The organism is Nocardia sp. NPDC058518 (genome assembly GCF_042719655.1).
GTDB lineage: Bacteria > Actinomycetota > Actinomycetes > Mycobacteriales > Mycobacteriaceae > Nocardia.
In genome coordinates this window covers 46,321-63,334 of record NZ_JBHXNJ010000015.1, presented here as the reverse complement: position 1 = coordinate 63,334, position 17,014 = coordinate 46,321, and the positions used below count along the sequence as shown (strand labels likewise).

General features: G+C 68.9%; 17 protein-coding genes. 5 read left to right on the top strand and 12 right to left on the bottom strand.

The genetic code is table 11. The features are described 5' to 3' along the window. The first annotated feature begins 78 nt into the window (after positions 1–78). The gene (gene ggt / locus ACFWPX_RS23930; protein ID WP_378929158.1) at positions 79–2,031 is read left to right on the top strand and encodes a gamma-glutamyltransferase; all 1,953 of its coding nucleotides are present in this window, start codon (positions 79–81) and stop codon (positions 2,029–2,031) included. 18 nt (positions 2,032–2,049) lie between these two features. Here ggt and ACFWPX_RS23925 read toward each other — a convergent pair whose 3' ends face one another. From ACFWPX_RS23925 to ACFWPX_RS23910, 4 genes are all read right to left on the bottom strand, one after another. Further along, entirely contained in the window at positions 2,050–2,535 is a 486-nt protein-coding gene (locus tag ACFWPX_RS23925) for a PH domain-containing protein (RefSeq protein WP_378929372.1), read from the bottom strand. Between the two features lie 2 nt (positions 2,536–2,537). Then, on the bottom strand, positions 2,538–3,014 hold the full coding sequence (gene ribH, locus ACFWPX_RS23920; protein ID WP_378929156.1) for a 6,7-dimethyl-8-ribityllumazine synthase: 477 nt from the start codon (positions 3,012–3,014) through the stop codon (positions 2,538–2,540). A gap of 25 nt (positions 3,015–3,039) precedes the next feature. Then, complete coding sequence (locus tag ACFWPX_RS23915; protein WP_378627050.1) at positions 3,040–4,284, bottom strand: bifunctional 3,4-dihydroxy-2-butanone-4-phosphate synthase/GTP cyclohydrolase II; 1,245 nt, start codon at positions 4,282–4,284, stop codon at positions 3,040–3,042. Positions 4,285–4,401: 117 nt separating this feature from the next. Next, the gene (locus ACFWPX_RS23910; protein WP_378912980.1) at positions 4,402–5,025 is read right to left on the bottom strand and encodes a riboflavin synthase; all 624 of its coding nucleotides are present in this window, start codon (positions 5,023–5,025) and stop codon (positions 4,402–4,404) included. A gap of 549 nt (positions 5,026–5,574) precedes the next feature. On the opposite strand from ACFWPX_RS23910, the gene ACFWPX_RS23905 reads away from it, so the two are divergent. Then, positions 5,575–6,045 carry a hypothetical protein gene (locus ACFWPX_RS23905; protein ID WP_378912982.1) on the top strand — a complete coding sequence of 157 codons (471 nt, stop codon included), beginning with the start codon at positions 5,575–5,577 and terminating at the stop codon, positions 6,043–6,045. On the opposite strand, the gene rpe is transcribed toward ACFWPX_RS23905, so the two are convergent. Further along, positions 6,046–6,702: a ribulose-phosphate 3-epimerase gene (gene rpe, locus ACFWPX_RS23900; protein WP_378929369.1), complete on the bottom strand. Its 657-nt coding sequence runs from the start codon at positions 6,700–6,702 to the stop codon at positions 6,046–6,048. Positions 6,703–6,855: 153 nt separating this feature from the next. On the opposite strand from rpe, the gene ACFWPX_RS23895 reads away from it, so the two are divergent. Together ACFWPX_RS23895 and ACFWPX_RS23890 are read left to right on the top strand one after the other, a co-directional pair. Continuing rightward, on the top strand, positions 6,856–7,224 hold the full coding sequence (locus tag ACFWPX_RS23895) for an anti-sigma factor (protein ID WP_378929154.1): 369 nt from the start codon (positions 6,856–6,858) through the stop codon (positions 7,222–7,224). Next, positions 7,224–8,132 (top strand): RNA polymerase sigma factor SigF, encoded by a 909-nt coding sequence (locus ACFWPX_RS23890; protein WP_378912984.1) that lies wholly within the window; start codon positions 7,224–7,226, stop codon positions 8,130–8,132. Before ACFWPX_RS23895 ends, ACFWPX_RS23890 begins: the two co-directional genes overlap by 1 nt. A 25-nt stretch (positions 8,133–8,157) precedes the next feature. Here the strand turns inward: ACFWPX_RS23890 and ACFWPX_RS23885 are convergent, their stop codons facing one another. The 7 genes from ACFWPX_RS23885 to ACFWPX_RS23855 form a co-directional block, all read right to left on the bottom strand. Then, the gene (locus ACFWPX_RS23885; RefSeq protein WP_378929152.1) at positions 8,158–8,502 is read right to left on the bottom strand and encodes an MmcQ/YjbR family DNA-binding protein; all 345 of its coding nucleotides are present in this window, start codon (positions 8,500–8,502) and stop codon (positions 8,158–8,160) included. A gap of 94 nt (positions 8,503–8,596) precedes the next feature. Continuing rightward, the gene (locus ACFWPX_RS23880) at positions 8,597–9,922 is read right to left on the bottom strand and encodes an RsmB/NOP family class I SAM-dependent RNA methyltransferase (protein WP_378929366.1); all 1,326 of its coding nucleotides are present in this window, start codon (positions 9,920–9,922) and stop codon (positions 8,597–8,599) included. Positions 9,923–10,608: 686 nt separating this feature from the next. Next, on the bottom strand, positions 10,609–11,532 hold the full coding sequence (gene fmt / locus ACFWPX_RS23875) for a methionyl-tRNA formyltransferase (protein WP_378929150.1): 924 nt from the start codon (positions 11,530–11,532) through the stop codon (positions 10,609–10,611). Continuing rightward, positions 11,532–12,071, bottom strand: a complete 540-nt coding sequence (def, locus tag ACFWPX_RS23870; RefSeq protein ID WP_378929146.1) for a peptide deformylase — start codon at positions 12,069–12,071, stop codon at positions 11,532–11,534. Before def ends, fmt begins: the two co-directional genes overlap by 1 nt. Positions 12,072–12,147: 76 nt before the next feature. Further along, a complete protein-coding gene (locus tag ACFWPX_RS23865) occupies positions 12,148–13,167 on the bottom strand; it encodes an esterase/lipase family protein (protein ID WP_378929143.1) in 1,020 nt (339 codons plus the stop codon). Between the two features lie 62 nt (positions 13,168–13,229). Continuing rightward, entirely contained in the window at positions 13,230–13,895 is a 666-nt protein-coding gene (locus tag ACFWPX_RS23860) for a PadR family transcriptional regulator (protein WP_378929141.1), read from the bottom strand. Between the two features lie 106 nt (positions 13,896–14,001). Beyond that, on the bottom strand, positions 14,002–14,598 hold the full coding sequence (locus tag ACFWPX_RS23855; RefSeq protein WP_378929140.1) for a TetR/AcrR family transcriptional regulator: 597 nt from the start codon (positions 14,596–14,598) through the stop codon (positions 14,002–14,004). Between the two features lie 127 nt (positions 14,599–14,725). Here ACFWPX_RS23855 and ACFWPX_RS23850 point away from each other — a divergent pair, with 127 nt between their 5' ends. Then, positions 14,726–16,888, top strand: a complete 2,163-nt coding sequence (locus ACFWPX_RS23850; RefSeq protein WP_378929139.1) for an MMPL family transporter — start codon at positions 14,726–14,728, stop codon at positions 16,886–16,888. The last annotated feature ends 126 nt before the right edge of the window (positions 16,889–17,014 follow it).

Genomic DNA, 17,014 nt, shown 5'->3' with positions numbered 1-17,014 from the left:
TCGTCGAGTAGGTCGGCGGCATGCGGCCCGGGCCGAAAAAGATCGAATCCCGTCGGACCGGCGAGCTACGCTGCCTACATGACGCCAAGGCGACGGACGTGGATCGGGGCCACGACGGCCGCAGTGCTCGCGGTGGGGGTACTGGCCGGTTGTTCGACAGACGAGAAGACGGCAGCGGAGTGTACGAGCACACCCAACGGAACTCCGGTATCCGCGGCGCCCGTGACCGGCGGGGGTACGCCGACCTCGCAGAATCTCAGCACCAATCCTGAGATCGCCTCGGGGTACCGCTCGGACATGACGGCTGTGCGCACCAGCACCTACGCGGTGTCGACCGCCAATCCGATCGCCACGGAGGCCGCGTGCCGGGTGCTGCGGGCGGGTGGCACCGCGACCGACGCGCTGGTCACCGCGCAGGCGATGCTCGGGCTGGTCGAACCGCAGGCGTCCGGAATCGGCGGTGGCGCGTTCCTGGTGCACTACGACGCGAAGTCGCGCACGGTCGACACCTACGACGGCCGCGAGACCGCGCCTGCCGCGGCGACCGAGAACTATCTGCGCTGGGTCAGCGACACCGACCGCACCGAACCCGCGCCGAACACCCGGGCCAGTGGCCGCTCGATCGGTGTTCCCGGAGTGCTCCGGATGCTCGAACTCGCGCATTCCGAGCACGGGATGAGCGCCTGGAAGGAACTGTTCGATCCCGCGATCAGCCTGTCCGACAGCGGTTTCGAGATCAGTCCGCGCCTGGCCGGGCAGATCGCCGAGTCCGCGAAGGACCTGGCCGCCGACGAAGCCGCGCGCGGCTACTTCCTCGAACCCGATGGTTCGCCCAAGAAGGCGGGCACCGTCCTCACCAATCCGGCGCTGGCGAAAACGCTGTCGACGATCGCGACCGACGGAGCGAAAGCCTTCTACAGCGGGGCTATCGCCGAGGACATCGTCGAGGCGGCGGGCAGCACGGCGGGTAGGCGCACCCCCAGTGCGCTGACCACCACCGACCTGGCCGATTACGAGGCCAAGAAGCGCACGGCGCTGTGCACCGGGTATCGCAAGTACGAACTGTGCGGCATGCCCGCACCGTCCTCGGGTGGCAGCACCGTCGCCGCGACGCTGGGCATCCTCGCCAACTTCGACATCCCCGCGCTGCGCCCCCAGGAGCTCGACGCCAACGGCGGGCGCCCCGACGCGCAGGCCGTGCACCTGATCTCCGAGGCCGAGCGGCTGGCCTACGCCGACCGCAACAAGTATGTCGCCGACCCGGATTTCGTTCCGCTGCCGGGAAATTCGGCCCTCTCGCTGGTCCACCCGCAGTATCTGAAGGAGCGGTCGACGCTGATCGACCCCCAGAAGAGCATGGGTACCGCCAAGCCCGGCAATCTCGGACCGGTCCCCCTCGGCACCGGCCCACAGCCGCCCGAGCACGGCACCAGCCACATCTCCGTCGTCGACAAGTACGGCAATGCCGCCGCGATGACCACCACGGTCGAATCGGCGTTCGGGTCGTTCCATCTCGTCGACGGGTTCCTGCTCAACAATCAGCTCACCGACTTCGCCGCCGACCCACTCGATCCCGACGGCACCCCGGTGGCCAACCGCCTCCAGCCGAACAAGCGCCCGCGCAGTTCGATGGCCCCGACCCTGGTGTTCGAACGCGACGACAAGGGCGATCGTGGCGAACTGAAGCTCGTCACGGGTTCACCCGGCGGTTCGGTGATCATCCAGTTCGTCGTGAAAACGCTGGTCAACGTGCTGGATTGGGGCCTCGACCCGCAACAGGCGGTGTCCGGGGTGTCGTTCGGCGCGGGCAATACGCCGGTCACCGGGGTAGGCGGCGAGCACCCCGACATCGATGCCGCCGACAACGGTGACCATGATCCGCTGGTCGAGAAGCTGCGGGCGATGGGTCACCAGGTGTCGGTCGCGCCGCAGTCCAGCGGACTCAGCGCCCTGCAGCACAACGGCAAGGACGGCTGGATCGGCGGCGCGGATCCGCGACGCGAGGGAGCGGTCCTCGGCGATACCCGCTGAGGCGGCGGGCGCCCGCGCTCAGTCCTGCGGGGCGTAGCGGGCGCCCAGTTCGCGCACCCGCTCGATGGCATCCGCGGCGTGCGCCTTGTCGTTGGACCGGATCGCCAGCATCGGGACGTAGTCGTCGTCGGCCAGTTCGAGGCGGGCCCACGACTTGCGGTCGGGGAAGGACACACCGCGGATGTAGGCCCACGGATACACCTGGTCCCCGAGGATGTTGCGCACCGCGACGCCTCGGCTACCCGCGCGCACTCGCGGCCGGGTGAGCATCAGTACCGCGCCCGCACCGACCACCCCGATCAGGATCATCGCGACCTGATCGGCGACCCGGAAGTTCACCCCGGTCGACCCGGTTCGCAGCAGCAGCCCACCGGCGGTGAAGGCGACGACGATGACGACGGCTACCACGATGGCGGTGCGGATCGCCCGGCGCGGACGCACCTCGAACTCCCAGCCCGTGTCGGGCCCGGGAGCACTGCGACGCCACGTCCGCACCACCGGCACGGTCACACCGATCGCAGCGCGCGCAAGGTGAGCGCGGCATCGAGGGCGGCGGCACACGCCTGCTCGCCCTTGTCCTCCGCCGAACCGGGCAGCCCGGCCCGATCGCGCGCCTGCTCCTCGTCGTTCGTGGTGAGCACACCGTTGGTGACGGGGGTCGCCGCATCGAGCGACACCCGGGTCAGCCCGGCCGTCACCGCGTCACAGACGTATTCGAAATGCGGTGTGCCACCACGGATGACGACACCGAGAGCCACCACGGCGTCGTGGGTGCGCGCCAGTTCCTGCGCGACGACCGGCAGCTCCATCGCCCCGGCGCAGCGCACCACGGTCACGTGCTCGACGCCGGCTTCCTTGGCCACCCGTTCGGCATTGGCCACGAGGGTGTCGCAGATCTCGGTGTGCCAGCGCGAGGCGACGATGCCGAGTTTGACGTCTTTGGCCTGCGCCAGGGCAAAGGTCGGAACACCTGTGCCGCTCATCGTTGCCGCCTTTCGGAAGGAGTGATCACTGCGCGGTTTCGCCCAGGTCGAGATCGTCGAGGCCGACCAGGTCGTGGCCCATCCGATCCCGCTTGGTGCGCAGGTAGTGCAAGTTCTCGGCATTGGCCCGCAACGGCATCGGGACACGCTCGGTGATCGCGAGGCCGTAGCCGTCGAGACCGACCCGCTTGGCCGGGTTGTTGGTGAGCAGGCGCATCGAGCGGATACCCAGATCGACCAGGATCTGCGCGCCGGTGCCGTAATCGCGGGCGTCCGCGGGCAGGCCGAGATCGAGGTTGGCATCGACGGTGTCGCGGCCGGTGTCCTGCAACTGGTAGGCCTGCAGCTTGTGCATCAGGCCGATGCCACGGCCCTCGTGCCCGCGCATGTAGAGGACTACGCCGCGACCCTCCTGATCGACCATCTCGAGCGCCGCGTCCAGCTGCGGGCCGCAATCGCAGCGCAGCGAGCCGAAGACATCGCCGGTGAGGCACTCGGAGTGCACGCGCACCAGCACGTCCTCGCCGTCGCCGATGTCGCCGCGCACCAGCGCGACATGCTCGGCGTCGTCGAAGATGCTCTGGTAGCCCACGGCCTTGAAGTCGCCGTGCGCGGTCGGGATCCTGGCCTCGGCCACCCGCACGACATGCTTCTCGTGCTTGCGCCGCCAGGCGATCATGTCGGCGATCGAGATCATCGCCAGGTTGTGCTCGTCGGCGAACACGCGCAGCTCGTCGGTGCGAGCCATGTGCCCGTCGTCCTTCTGGCTGACGATCTCGCAGATCACGCCCGCGGGGCGCAGTCCGGCCATCCGGGCCAGATCGACCGCGGCCTCGGTGTGGCCGGGCCTGCGCAGCACGCCGCCGTCCTTGGCGCGCAGCGGCACCACGTGGCCGGGGCGGGTGAATTCGTCGGCCTTGGCTTGGGCACTGGCCAGCAGGCGCATGGTGACGGCCCGGTCGGCGCCGGAGATGCCGGTGGTGATGCCCTCGCGCGCGTCCACCGAGACGGTGTAGGCGGTGCCGTGCTTGTCCTGGTTCATCGCGTACGCGGGCGGCAGGCCGAGGCGGTCGCAGTCGTCGGCGGTGAGCGGCACGCAGATGTAGCCGGAGGTGTAGCGGATCATGAACGCGACCAGCTCCGGGGTGGCCTTCTCGGCCGCGAAGATGAGATCGCCTTCGTTCTCCCGGTCCTCGTCGTCGATGACGACAACAGCCTTGCCGGCCGCGATATCGGCGACCGCGCGCTCGATGCTGTCCAACCTGGTCACGTCTGCTTGCTCCGTAATTTTGGCGGCCGGGGCCGCGGGTTTGCCGTGGGGATGGCAACTAGTCCTACATTACGGCGTGGTCCCTGGGTGCTCGGTCAGGCCCGACGCCGATCGGTTTCAGCCTCGTTGGGCGAGACGTTCCACGTACTTCGCGATGACGTCCACCTCGAGGTTCACGGTGGCACCGACAGGGGCGGTGCCGAGAACCGTCAAAGACAGGGTGGTCGGGATCAGGGAGACCTCGAACCAGTCACGCGATCCGTCGGCGTTCGGTTCCGCTTCGATGCCGAGGCCGGAGACGGTGAGCGAGACGCCGTCGACGGTGATCGAGCCCTTCTCCACTACATAGCGCGCGATGGAATCCGGCAGCGAGATCCGCACGACCTCCCAGTTCTCCGACGGGCTGCGGCGCAGGACCGTGCCGGTGCCGTCGACATGGCCCTGTACGAGGTGCCCGCCGAGGCGGCTGTTCAGCGCGGCCGCGCGCTCGAGGTTGACCGGCGAACCGGCGACCAGCCCGCCGATGCTCGAACGCTTCAACGTCTCGTCCATGACATCGACGGTGAAGCTGTCGCCGTCGACCACGTCGACGACGGTGAGGCAGACACCGTTGACGGCGATCGAATCGCCGTGTCCGGCATCGGAAGTCACCAGCTTGCCGCGGATCGTCAACCGGGCGGCGTCGGTCAGCGCTTCGGTGGCCACGATCTCGCCAAGCTCCTCGACGATCCCTGTGAACATGCCTGACTCCCTTGTCGCGTCATCCGTACCCGTTGGGCCCAACAGCAGGTGGGTGGCCGCTATTCCCGCGCGGCCGCCCAGCTCGTCGCACAGCCTAGTAGCGCGGCCGGTGAGCCCGGGGCGGGGGCCGAACCCGACCACGCGCAGCACTCGGTCACCGAAAGCGATCGGCGGGCCGGCGATCGGGCGGCAAAGGTGTACCGACATGACGGAACGCCGCCGTTAATCAGTCCGGCGGTTGTCGTTCAATCCAATTTTCGACGAACCGGCCCCCTGCATTCATCCGGCAGCCTTAACCTGGTATTACCCGCCATTACGAACTGGAAACACGGTGAGTGGAATGCTTGCGCCCGCCGCGCCATTGACGCAATATTGTTACGTCAACGATTCCTGCTGTTCAACCAGATGTCGGGGCCTGGAACTGCGGGTTCTCCCGACATCATCGCCCGGAGCACTGCGGCTACCGGGAGTTCGCCCCAGGGATAGTCCACCACTCCAGGAAGACAACACTGTGGGTTACAACAGGTTCGCTATATGTGGGGGTGCCGCGTGAGCACATTGATCGATTCGACGCTGGAAATGCGCTGCGTGCGTTATCGGCGAGAGTTGCATCTGCCGGCCAAGATCGATTTCGATTCCCGCCGCATTCTGCTCCAGATCGGCGCGCACTACGGCGCGGTGACCATGCCCGGCGACCTGGGCGAGCGAGTGCAGGCCCGATTGCGCGAGGCCGCTATCGCGGGCCCGGTCGTCGATCACCCCCGCGCCCGGCGCTGGACGTTCCTCACCGGCCCGTGCCGGCCCGACTCCCTCACCGCGACCGCCTCGGCCGAACTGTTCCGCCTCTACGCGACCGTCGCCTGCGCGGGCAGCCAGATCGTGCTGCCTTCCCCCGACGACGAGCGCACCGGCTACCGCACCTGGGTGCAGGAACCCGAGTCCGGCGACCATCGGCCGCCGGTGCAGGCAGTCGTCGACGCGGCACGGGCGCTCGGCACCCGCAAACTCCGCGCCCTGTAACTAGGGCAGCCAGACCGACGCGGCGAGGTTGCGCAGCGTCTGCACGGCGGCACCGGGATCGGCGGTGTTGTAGACGGCCGACCCGGCCACGAAACAATCGATTCCGGCCGCGGCGGCCTGCTCGATGGTGTCCGCGTTGATGCCGCCGTCGATTTCGACGACCAGGCGCAACTCACCCGAGTCGACCAGGTTGCGCACGATCCGCGCCTTCTCCAGCACGCCGGGAATGAACGACTGCCCGCCGAAACCGGGTTCCACGCTCATCACCAGCAGGGTGTCGAACTCACGCAGGATTTCCAGGTACGGCTCGATCGGAGTGTTCGGCTTCACCGACAGCCCGGCTCGGGCACCCGCGGCGCGGATATCGCGCGCCACCGCGATCGGATCGTCGGCCGCCTCGGCGTGGATGGTGACGTTGTAGGCGCCCGCCTCGGCGTAGCTCGGGGCCCAGCGGCCCGGATCGTCGATCATCAGATGGCAATCGAACGGGATGTCGGTGGCCTTGAGCAGGCTCTGCACGATCGGCAGACCCAGTGTGAGGTTCGGCACGAAGTGGCCGTCCATGACGTCGACATGGAGCCAGTCGCATCCTTCGACAGCCGCGGCCTCGGCGGCGAGGTTCGCGAAGTCCGCGGACAGGATTGACGGGGCGATCATCGGCTGGGACGGACGAGAGAACGTCGGTGTGGACACAGCGCGCCAGTGTAGCGACGGCAATGGTGATTGCCCTGCCGGGATATGGGTAGCCTTCTCAGGGTGACCAATTTTTCGGCGGAACATGGGCCCTTCGGCGCCCCGGTGGAGATTCGTGTGGCAGCACAGCTGACGCAGCTGCCAATCGTGCGCGGACTGGCCGAAACACTGGTACTACTCAGCGATTTCACCCTCGACGAGGTAGCCGATGTGCGCCTCGCCGTGGACGAAGTGTGCTCGACGCTCATCGCGATCGCCGCCCCGGATACGCTGCTCACCTGCCAATTCCTTGTCGGTGACACCGAATTGCAGGTGCGCGTCGACGGTGTCGCGGCGGCGCAGGGCATGCCGGACCAGCGCAGCTTCGGGTGGCATGTGCTGCGCACGCTGTGCGACGAGGTGACTGCCGAGCAGCAGGATTTCGACAGCGGTGTGTCCGGTTTTCCGACGACGGTCCGATTCCGTCGGGTCCGGGGGAAGGCGTAGTGCACGGCGAAGACAACGAGCCCGACCACAACAATCTCGGCGAACCAGGAAAACCCGACTCCCCTCCCGCGGATTCGGACAAGGCCGCTGAACCGGAGAAGGAAACCCTCGAGCAGGAAACTCTCGACGAGGAGACCGAAACCCCCGAACCGGTGTCCGGATACGACGATGTCAGCGCCCTGTTCGAGCGCCTCGCGGCGACCGAGCCGGGCAGCGTCGCGCACGCGGTGGCGCGCGACGCGCTGATCAACCGCTGCATTCCGCTGGCCGACCACATCGCGCGCAAGTTCAGCGGGCGCGGTGAGCCGTTCGACGATCTGTCGCAGGTGGCGCGGGTCGGCCTGGTGCACGCGGTGGATCGGTTCGATCTGAGCCGCGGCTCGAATTTCCTGTCCTTCGCTGTGCCGACGATCATGGGTGAGGTCCGGCGGTATTTCCGTGACAACACCTGGGCGATGCGGGTTCCGCGGCGCGTCAAGGAAACTCACCTGCGCATCGGCGCGGCGGTGGATCAGCTGTCGCAGCGATTGGGGCGCTCCCCCACCGCCAAGGAGATCGCCGCCGAACTCGATGTCGACCCCGACGAGGTGACCCAGGCGGTCATCGCGGGCAACGCCTATCAGCCGACGTCGATCGACGCCGCCTCGATCGGGCGTGACAGCGACGCGTCGCTGCTCGACACCCTCGGCGAGGAGGAATCGCAGTTCGACCGGGTCGAGGAGTACATCGCGGTGCGGCCGCTGCTGGCCGGCCTGCCCGAACGTGAGCGCCGCATTCTGACCATGCGGTTCTTCGAGTCGATGACGCAGACCCAGATCGCTTCGCAGCTGGGGATCTCGCAGATGCACGTGTCGCGAATTCTCGCGAAAACCCTGGCGCGCCTGCGCGAATTGTCCGAACGGGACTGACTCGCGCGGACCGGACAACGGTGTCCTACGCGCCCTGCCTCGCCCGCCGCAGCTTCGCGGGTGCGCGCAGCCACCAGGCGCTGTCGAGCAACTCGGCGAGCTGTTGCGGGTCGACCGCGTCGAGGTCGATGAGGATGTACGGGTGCCCGTCGTAGTGCGGGGTGGTGTAGAAGGCCGCGTCGCCGGAGGCCAGCAGCGCCTCCTTTTCCGCGGGTTCACAGAGCAGGACAAGGCCGCCTTCGGCTTCGTCACGTAATCGGGCGAAACCCTTTCCGCCGACATTCAGGCCCGGACTGCGCCACCAGGTGCCCTCCGCTACCTCCGGCAGCGCCGTCGCCATCGCGACCACCTGCTCCCACGTCATCGTCATACGCCGATTCTCCTCCTCGGCGATCGCTTCCCGCTTGGACAAATGGAACGGCGCCGTCCCCTGTACTGGGAACGGCGCCGTCGTATCGTCGCGTCTACTTCTTGCGCAAAGTCGCCAGGAACATGGCGTCGGTGCCGTGGCGGTGCGGCCACAGCTGCGCGGACGGGCCGTCACCGAGATCGGTGACGCCGGGCAGGAACTCGCGGCTGTCGAGTTCTTCGGCGCCGGTGCGACGGACGAAATCGGCGACCACCGACACTGTTTCCGCGAGGTGTGGCGAGCAGGTCGAATACACGACGACACCGCCCGGACGCACCAGATCCCATGCGGCGGTGAGGAGTTCACGCTGCAAGGTGACCAGTTCGGCCACGTCTGCCGGGGTGCGACGCCAGCGCGCCTCGGGGCGCCGGCGCAGGGCACCGAGGCCGGTGCACGGCGCGTCGACCAGAACGCGGTCGTAGCCGGGGGTCAGACCGCTGTCGCGACCGTCGGCGACGTGCACGGTGACGGGCAGGTTCCGGGTGGACTTGCGGACCAGTTCGGCGCGGTGCTCGGCCGGTTCGACGGCGTCGACGGTGAACAGGTCGATCGCCGCCAGCGCGCCGAGCAGGGCGGCCTTACCGCCGGGACCCGCGCAGAGGTCGAGCCAGCGGCCCTTGTCCTCGCCTTGCAGCGGCGCGCGGGTGAGGGCGAGCGCGACCAGCTGGCTGCCCTCGTCCTGAACGGCGGCGATGCCGTCGCGGACCGGTTCGAGCTGGCCGGGGTCGCCGCCATCGAGGTACACCGCGTAGGGCGACCAGCGGCCTTCCTCACCGCCGGTGACCAGCGCGAGCTCTTCGGAGGTGATCTCGCCGGGCCGCGCGACCAGGTGCACGACCGGGCGCTCGTCGTCGGCCGCCAGCAGTGCGTCCAGCTCGCCCGCCTGTGCGCCGAGCGCGTCGGCGAAGGATTGGGCGATCCACTTCGGGTGCGCGTGTTCGAAGGCGAGCTTGCCGACCGGGTCGGCCGGGGCCAGCTCGGTGATCCACTCCTCGGCGGTCTTCTCCCCCGCCCTGCGCAGCACGGCATTGACGAAACCGGCACGGCCCTGGCCGAATTCGGCGCTGGCCAGGTCGACGGAGGTGTCGACGGCGGCGTGCGCGCTGGTGCGGGTCCGCAGCAGCTGGTAGACGCCGAGGCGCAGGATATCGAGGATGGGTCCGTCGATCTCGTCGACCGGGCGGCCCGCGCACGCCGAGATCACCGCGTCGAGCTGCCCCTGCGAACGGCTGGCGCCATAGGTGAGCTCGGTCGCGAACGCGGCGTCGCGCCCACTGATCTTGCGCTCGCGCAACAGCTTCGGCAGCGCGAGGTTGGCGTAGGCATCGCGCTCACGCACCGCACGCAGTACATCGAGGGCGACCTCGCGCGCCGGATCCACGGGTTCGCCGCGCCGCTTGCGCGGACTCGGGACGGTGGGATCGGGCCGCTCGGGGCGACGCGCAGCGGCGGCCTTGCCCGCCGGTCCCGCACCGGCAGCTCGGCTGCCCGCGCCACGGCCACGCGCATCTCCTTCGCGCGCACCACGATCGGGACGGGAGGCGCCACGGTCGGGTCGTCCGTCGCCGGGACGTGCCGCGCCGGAGCGACCGGTCGACCCACGCTCATCGCGCTGATCAGCCGCGTCACGCCGCTGCGCGGGTGCCTTCGCACCGCCGAAGCCGGGACGGTCATCGGCACGTCGGGGCGCACGGGATCGCGGAGCGTCGCCGCGTTGTTCGCCCGCGTCACGACCCTGCGGGCCGCGAGCGAAACCGGGGCGGTCGTCCGCACGGCGGGGTGCGCCGGATCGGTTGCCGCCGTCGCGGTCGTCACGGCGGGGTCGATCGGAGCCGCCGCGGTCGTCGCGGCCACCCGTCCAGCGGTCACCGTCCGCGCGCGGGGTGGTGGTGCCCTTCGCGGCGCGTGCTGCCCAGCCGCCGTCGACGTTCTTACCGGTGATCTTGCGGTCGTCGCGGGGGCTGCTGCCGCGCGGCGCGCCCGCCTTTCCGGTGGGCTTGCGGTCCTCGCCGGACGTGATGCCTTTCGCGGCATCGGCTTCGCGTCGACGTCGACGGTCCGAGGCACTCATCCGATCACCGTGCCGGGGGTGAGGCGGGCGCCGCGGGCCCAGTCGAGGGCGTTCATCATCTTCTTGCCGGGTGGCTGGACCTGCCCCAGGCGGACCGCTGTGGTCGATGTTCCGACGAAGACGCCGGACTTGCGCACCTCGATCTCGCGTTCGGGCAAGGTTTCCTCCACCATTTCCACCGGGCCGAGTTTGAGGCGCAGCCCGTTCACCTCGGTCCACGCGCCGGGCGCCGGAGTGACGGCGCGGATGTGACGGTGGATGGCCAGCGCGGGTTCGGCGAAACCGATCCGCCCCGCCTCCACGGTCACCTTCGGTGCGTAGGACACGCCGTCGTGGGGTTGCGCAATCGCTCGCAGCGAACCGTCTTCCACTCCGTCCAGGGTCTTCTCGAGCAAGACGGCGCCCGCCTCGGCCAGCCGGGCCAGCAGCTCACCCGCAGTGTCGGTGAGCCCGATCTTCTCGGTCATCACCCCGAACACCGGGCCGGTGTCGAGGCCCGCTTCGATCAGGAAGGTCGACGCGCCGGTCATGTCGTCACCCGCGTCGATGGCCGCCTGCACGGGAGCCGCCCCACGCCAGGCGGGCAGCAGCGAGAAGTGCAGATTGATCCAGCCGTGCGCGGGGATATCGAGCACCTGCTGCGGCAGCAACGCGCCGTAGGCGACGACCGGGCAGCAGTCCGGCGCGAGTTCGGTGAGCGCGGCGACGAATTCGGGGTCGGAGGGCTTGCGCGGGGTGAACACCGGGATGCCGTGTTCATCGGCGAGCTGTCCCACCGGCGAGCGCATGATCTTGCGGCCGCGGCCCGCGACCGCGTCGGGCCGGGTGAGCACCGCGACGACCTCGTGGCCCTCGCTCTCGATCAACCGGCGCAGCGACGGCACCGCGGGTTCGGGCGTGCCCGCGAAAACGAGGCGCATCAGCGACCACCGCCGACGCCACTGGATTCGCGCACGGTGACTCCGCCGCGGAACCAGTCGGATTCGCGGATGGTGCGCATCGCGGCTTTGCGGTCGGCCGGTTCGAGCCTGCTGATGAACAGCACGCCGTCGAGGTGATCATGTTCGTGCTGTACGCAGCGCGCGAGCAGGCCGTCGGCCTCGAATTCCACCGGCGCACCGGTGACGTCGACCCCGGTGACCCGAACGCGCGATGCCCGGCGCACGTCGTAGCGCACGCCGGGAATCGACAGGCAGCCCTCGGGACCGACCTGTTCGTCGGCCCCGATGGCCGACCATTCCGGATTCACGACGTGACCCGCGGCATCGCCGGTGTCATAGACGAACACCCGCAGCCCGACCCCGATCTGCGGCGCGGCCATCCCGACCCCACCGTCGTCGTGCATGGTCTCGGTGAGGTCGGCGACCAACGTGGCGAGGTCGGGACCGAACTCGGTGACCGCGTCGGCACGCGAACGCAGGATCGGGTCGCCGAACAGGCGAACGGGCTGAATGGTCACGGCGGCTCCCGGGGAGGACGAATTGCGGTCGTCCCAGTCTAGTGACCCCGGGAGGTGCTTCCGCCCAGCCCGGCCGTCAGGAGTTGCCCGCGATGATCACCTCGGGGATGCCGGTGCCGAGCGGGACCGGCTTGCAGACCGGGGCGGGTGCCCGGACGGGGTCGAGGATGCGCTGGAGCAACTGCTGCACGAAGGGGTCGTAGACCAGGTGGAAGTGGCCGGTCATGTCGTCGGCGCACAGGTCCTGCAGGACGAGGTTCTCCGCGCCCGCACCGCGCAGCGCGATATTGGAGAAGGGCTGGATCATCTCGTCCACCCGGCTGCCGACGGTGACGTAACGGACACCGGGCACGGTGTCGCCACCCGCGTTGAGCTCGACCATGAGTGGTTCGCCCTGGGCCTGCTGGACCGCGGCCGTCGAGGTGACCTTCGCGAAGACGTCCATCATTCCGGGAATGGCCTGTCCTACCGGAACCAGCCCGTACATGACCCCGCCGTAGCTGGGTGAGGCAAGGCCGACCCAGGTCCCGACCTTCGGCGCTCCCCCGAGCTTGTTGACGTAGAACCGGCTGACGTTCGCCCCCTGCGAGAACCCGACCAGATCGACCTTGGTCGCCTTGGTCGCGGCGAGAACATCGTCGACGAACTGGGCGAGCTGAGCGAAACTGATCCGCATGTCCTCGGTGCCGTAGGTGTCGGCACCCGGCGCCCCGCCGTAGTTCGGCGCGAAGACGCAGTAGCCGGCCGACACCAGTTGCGGTCCGATTCCCGCCCAGTCGGAGTACGCGCTCGAGTCGGTGCCGTGCACCAACACGATCGGCCGCGGATGCTCGACGCTCGGGATACACCCGAAGTTGTTGAGGCCCACCGGAACCGAGTTCGGATGGGCATTAATGTAATGGGCGGCGTCCAGATGATCAGCCTGTGCCGGACCCGCCTCCATCGGAATGACAGCGGGCCGATAGCCCGCCGGTTCAGCGGCGGTGATCGGCGCGAAAGACACACCGATCACCGCCGCGCAGGCGAGTGCCGTGACCGACACCGCGCCCCGCAATCGTGATGTTCCCCAACCCCACAACATTCCCGGTTGTTCCATGTCCCAAACATTTACTCCATCGGTCCGACAACCGCACGCCGGGCAGGGGGTTCACGACGCCCTCACTTCTCGGGGGTTGCGTCGCCCTCGACGGTGACGTCGTCCTCGGCGAGGATTCGATACAGCGCCCGACGGGTCTCGGCGAGCACCTCGGCCGCCTTCACCGCCTGCTGTGCCGTGCCGACCTGGGCCACCTGGCCGACCGCGCCCATCACCTGTCCGACCAGGCCGCGCAGGTCGAGCGCCTGGGCGCCGACATCCTGCTTGACCTCGGCCCACGGGTCGCCGAGATCCTCACGATGAGTCTCGACATAGGTCTTGCCCTCGTCGGTGAGCTGCGCGGTCTTGCGACCGGCCACCTTCTCGATAAGCACCAGGCCCTCGTCCTCGAGCTGGGCCAATGCCGGGTAGATGGACCCCGGGCTGGGGCGCCAGACATCGTCGCTGCGATCGCGGATCTGCTGGATCAGTTCGTAGCCGTGCATGGGGCGCTCGACGAGCAGCAGCAGCACCGCGGCCCGCACGTCACCGCGCCTGCCACGACCGCCGCGGCCGCGTCCACGGCCGAATCCGGGGCCGAATCCCGGTCCGAAACCCGGTCCGAACTCGGGGCCGTGCCCGTGCCGCCCGCCCTGACGGAACTGCCGCCGGTCGGGACCGAATTCCATGGGGCCCGGTCCACGACCGCGCCGGAAGTGTCCGAATTCTCGTTGTTCCTGGTTCTGCATGACAGCCTCCTGTGGCTCTCTCGTTGTACTTGACACTATCGACGATATATCGGCAATGCATCGAATGCAAGGAGAGAACTGAATTCACCGCGCTCGCCGGCGCGCCTCATTCCCTGGTGAGGATTTCCCAGATCCATTCCGCTACGACCGCGGGTGACGTCTCGGGCAACTGTTCGAGCCAGCAGGTGAGCACCGCGAGCATCGCGCCCGCCAGCGCCGCCGCGTCGACCTCGATCGGCACACCCGAGACGACCGGCTCTTGCTCACCCAGCAGCCGGATGCCGTCGGCCAGGATGGTCGCGATGCGGCGGGCCAGCCGTGCGTGCACCGCGGCGGATCCGTGCTCGCCGAGCACATTGCGATAGAGCTGGGCGTGGTCGGCGATGTGCTGGATGTAGCCGAGCAGAAAATGCGGCGGCCGGTCGGGCAGACCGTCACCGAACCCGCCTTCGCGCAGTGAGATCCCCGCGTCGAGCGCATGGCGTTCGATCGCGTCGGCGAGCAGGGTTTCCTTGTCGGTGTAGTGGTCGTAGAAGGTGCTGCGACTCACTCCGGCGCGACCGGTGATGTCGGAGATCGCGATGCCGTCGACCGGGCCTTCCAGCCCCAGCTCGAGGATCGCGTCCTGGAGCAGACCCCGGCTGCGCAGTACCCGCGGATCGTCGGAGGTCTGCTTGCGCCCTACCGGCTGCGTTCTGATCACTTCTCCACCTTCACATCCACCGATCCCTGTGTCGCGCGACACGTTGACGTCCGCCGGGCCACCGCGCCTATCCTACACATGTAGGTAATCAGACAGTTGTAGGCTAAATACCCTGAAGGGGTACCCCATGGCGCGAGTTCTCTATCGCCTCGGCGATCTCTGTTTTCGCAATCCGTGGCGGGTGGTCGCCGTCTGGTCACTGCTCGCCACTGCAGTCACACTGGTCGGAATCACCTTGGGCGCCAAGGTTTCCGATCGGTTCGACATTCCCGGCACCGAATCCGACCGCGCCCAGATCGTGCTGGCCGACAGCTTCGGCGAGGGCGCGCCGACCACACCGGGCGAGGCGCCTGCCAGGCTCGTCGTGCGCGCACCCGACGGCGCTCCGCTGCCGCTGACCCGGATCGACGCCGAACTCGCGACACTGAGCGGCACCCCCGGCATCGACAGCGTCACCCCGGCGGCGTTCGCGGTCTCGGAAAACGGTGCCGTCACCTTCGTCGACATCACCTTCGCGACCCCGGTGAATCCGACCGCGACAGCGTCGGTGGAGACGGTGCGCGACCGGTTGAGCGCCGAGGGATTGCGGCCGCTGCTCACCGGTGGCCCGTTCTACACCGAGGCGTCGTTCGTCGGTCCGTCCGAGGCGGTCGGGGTGGCGATCGCGATGGCCGTGCTGGTCATTACCTTCGGTTCACTGCTCGCGGCGGGTCTGCCGTTGCTGCTCGCGCTGGTCGGGGTCGGTATCGGCACCGGGGGCGTGGTCGCGGCCTCGACCCTGTTCGACGCGTCGTCGGCCACGCTGGCACTGTCGCTGATGCTCGGTTTGGCGGTCGGAATCGACTACACGCTGTTCATCGTGTCGCGGCACCGTCAGCAATTGGCGGAGGCGATGCCGGTGCGCGAGTCCGCGGCGCGATCCATCGCGACGGCGGGCAGTGCGGTCGTTTTCGCGGGCGCCACCGTGCTGATCGCCCTGTGTGGCCTGGCGATCGCGCGGATCCCGTTCCTCACCGGCATGGGCCTCGCGGCCGCGTCGAGCGTGGGAGTTGTTGTACTGCTATCGATTACGCTGTTGCCCGCGATTCTCGGGCTCACCGGCGAACGCTTGATTCCGCGCGGCCGGGGACTTGCCTCGATCGAGGCGTCGCAGCGCCCCAATCGCTGGGGCGAGCTGGTGACAAGACGCCCGATCCTCACGTTGCTGGCGGGCATCGGCGTGCTCGCGGTGATCGCGCTGCCCGCGCTCGGGCTGCGTCTGGGCCTGCCCAATGCCGGCCAGGAGCCGACCGATACCGTCGCGCGTCAGTCCTACGATCTGCTCGCCGAGGCCTACACGCCCGGCCTGAACGGGCCGCTCGTCGCGGTGGTGCAGGGTGAACCGAGCCGTATCCAAGCCCAGACCCAGGCCGCGATCGAGCAGATCGCCGCGCTACCGGGCGTCGCCATGACGCTGCCACCCGAGGTGAACGCCGCCGCTGACACCGCTCAGTTCGTGGTCGTCCCGACCACCGAACCCAGCTCGGAAGACACTGCCACCCTGGTGAAGTCGATCCGGCGTGGCGGGGCCGACCTGCACGCCGATCACGGTGCGACCCTGCACCTGACCGGCGAGACGGTGATCGCGATCGATGTGGCACGCAAGCTCTCCGCCGCGCTGGCACCGTTTCTGATCGTGGTGGTCGGCCTGGCATTGACCCTGCTGATGCTGGCCTTCCGCTCACTGCTGGTTCCGCTCACCGCGGCGCTCGGCTTCCTGCTCTCCCTGGCCGCGGCGCTCGGCGCGACCACCGCGGTGTACCAGTGGGGCTGGCTGGGTTCGGTGCTCAATGTGCACCACCCGGCGCCGATCCTCGCGTTCCTGCCGATCCTGCTGATCGGGGTGCTGTTCGGCCTGGCGATGGACTACCAGGTGTTCCTGGTGTCGCGGATGCGCGAGGCCTACGTCACCGGAAACGGATCAGCGCTCACCGCGGTGCGCACCGGTTACGCCCACAGCGTGCGGGTGGTCGCGGCGGCGGCGGTGATCATGATCGCGGTCTTCGCCGGATTCCTGTTCAGCCACAACACCATGATCGGCCCGATCGGTTTCGCGATGGGCGTCGGCGTGCTGTTCGACGCGCTGATCGTGCGCATGACACTGATTCCCGCTGTGATGGCGCTGCTCGGTCGCTGGGCGTGGTGGTTGCCGCGTCCGCTCGAGCGGCTGCTGCCCCACGTCGACATCGAAGGCGAGTCGCTGCCGAAAGCCCCAGGGGTTCGGTCAGAGCGTGAAACCATCACGGCCTGAACGGATTTCACCCGAGTCGAGGGGGGCCCCCCCCCCCCCCCCCGGCGGGCGCCGCCCCCCCCCCCCCCCCCCCCCCGCCGGGCCATCGCCCCCCCCCGCGCCCCCCCCGGGGCCCCCCCACGCGGG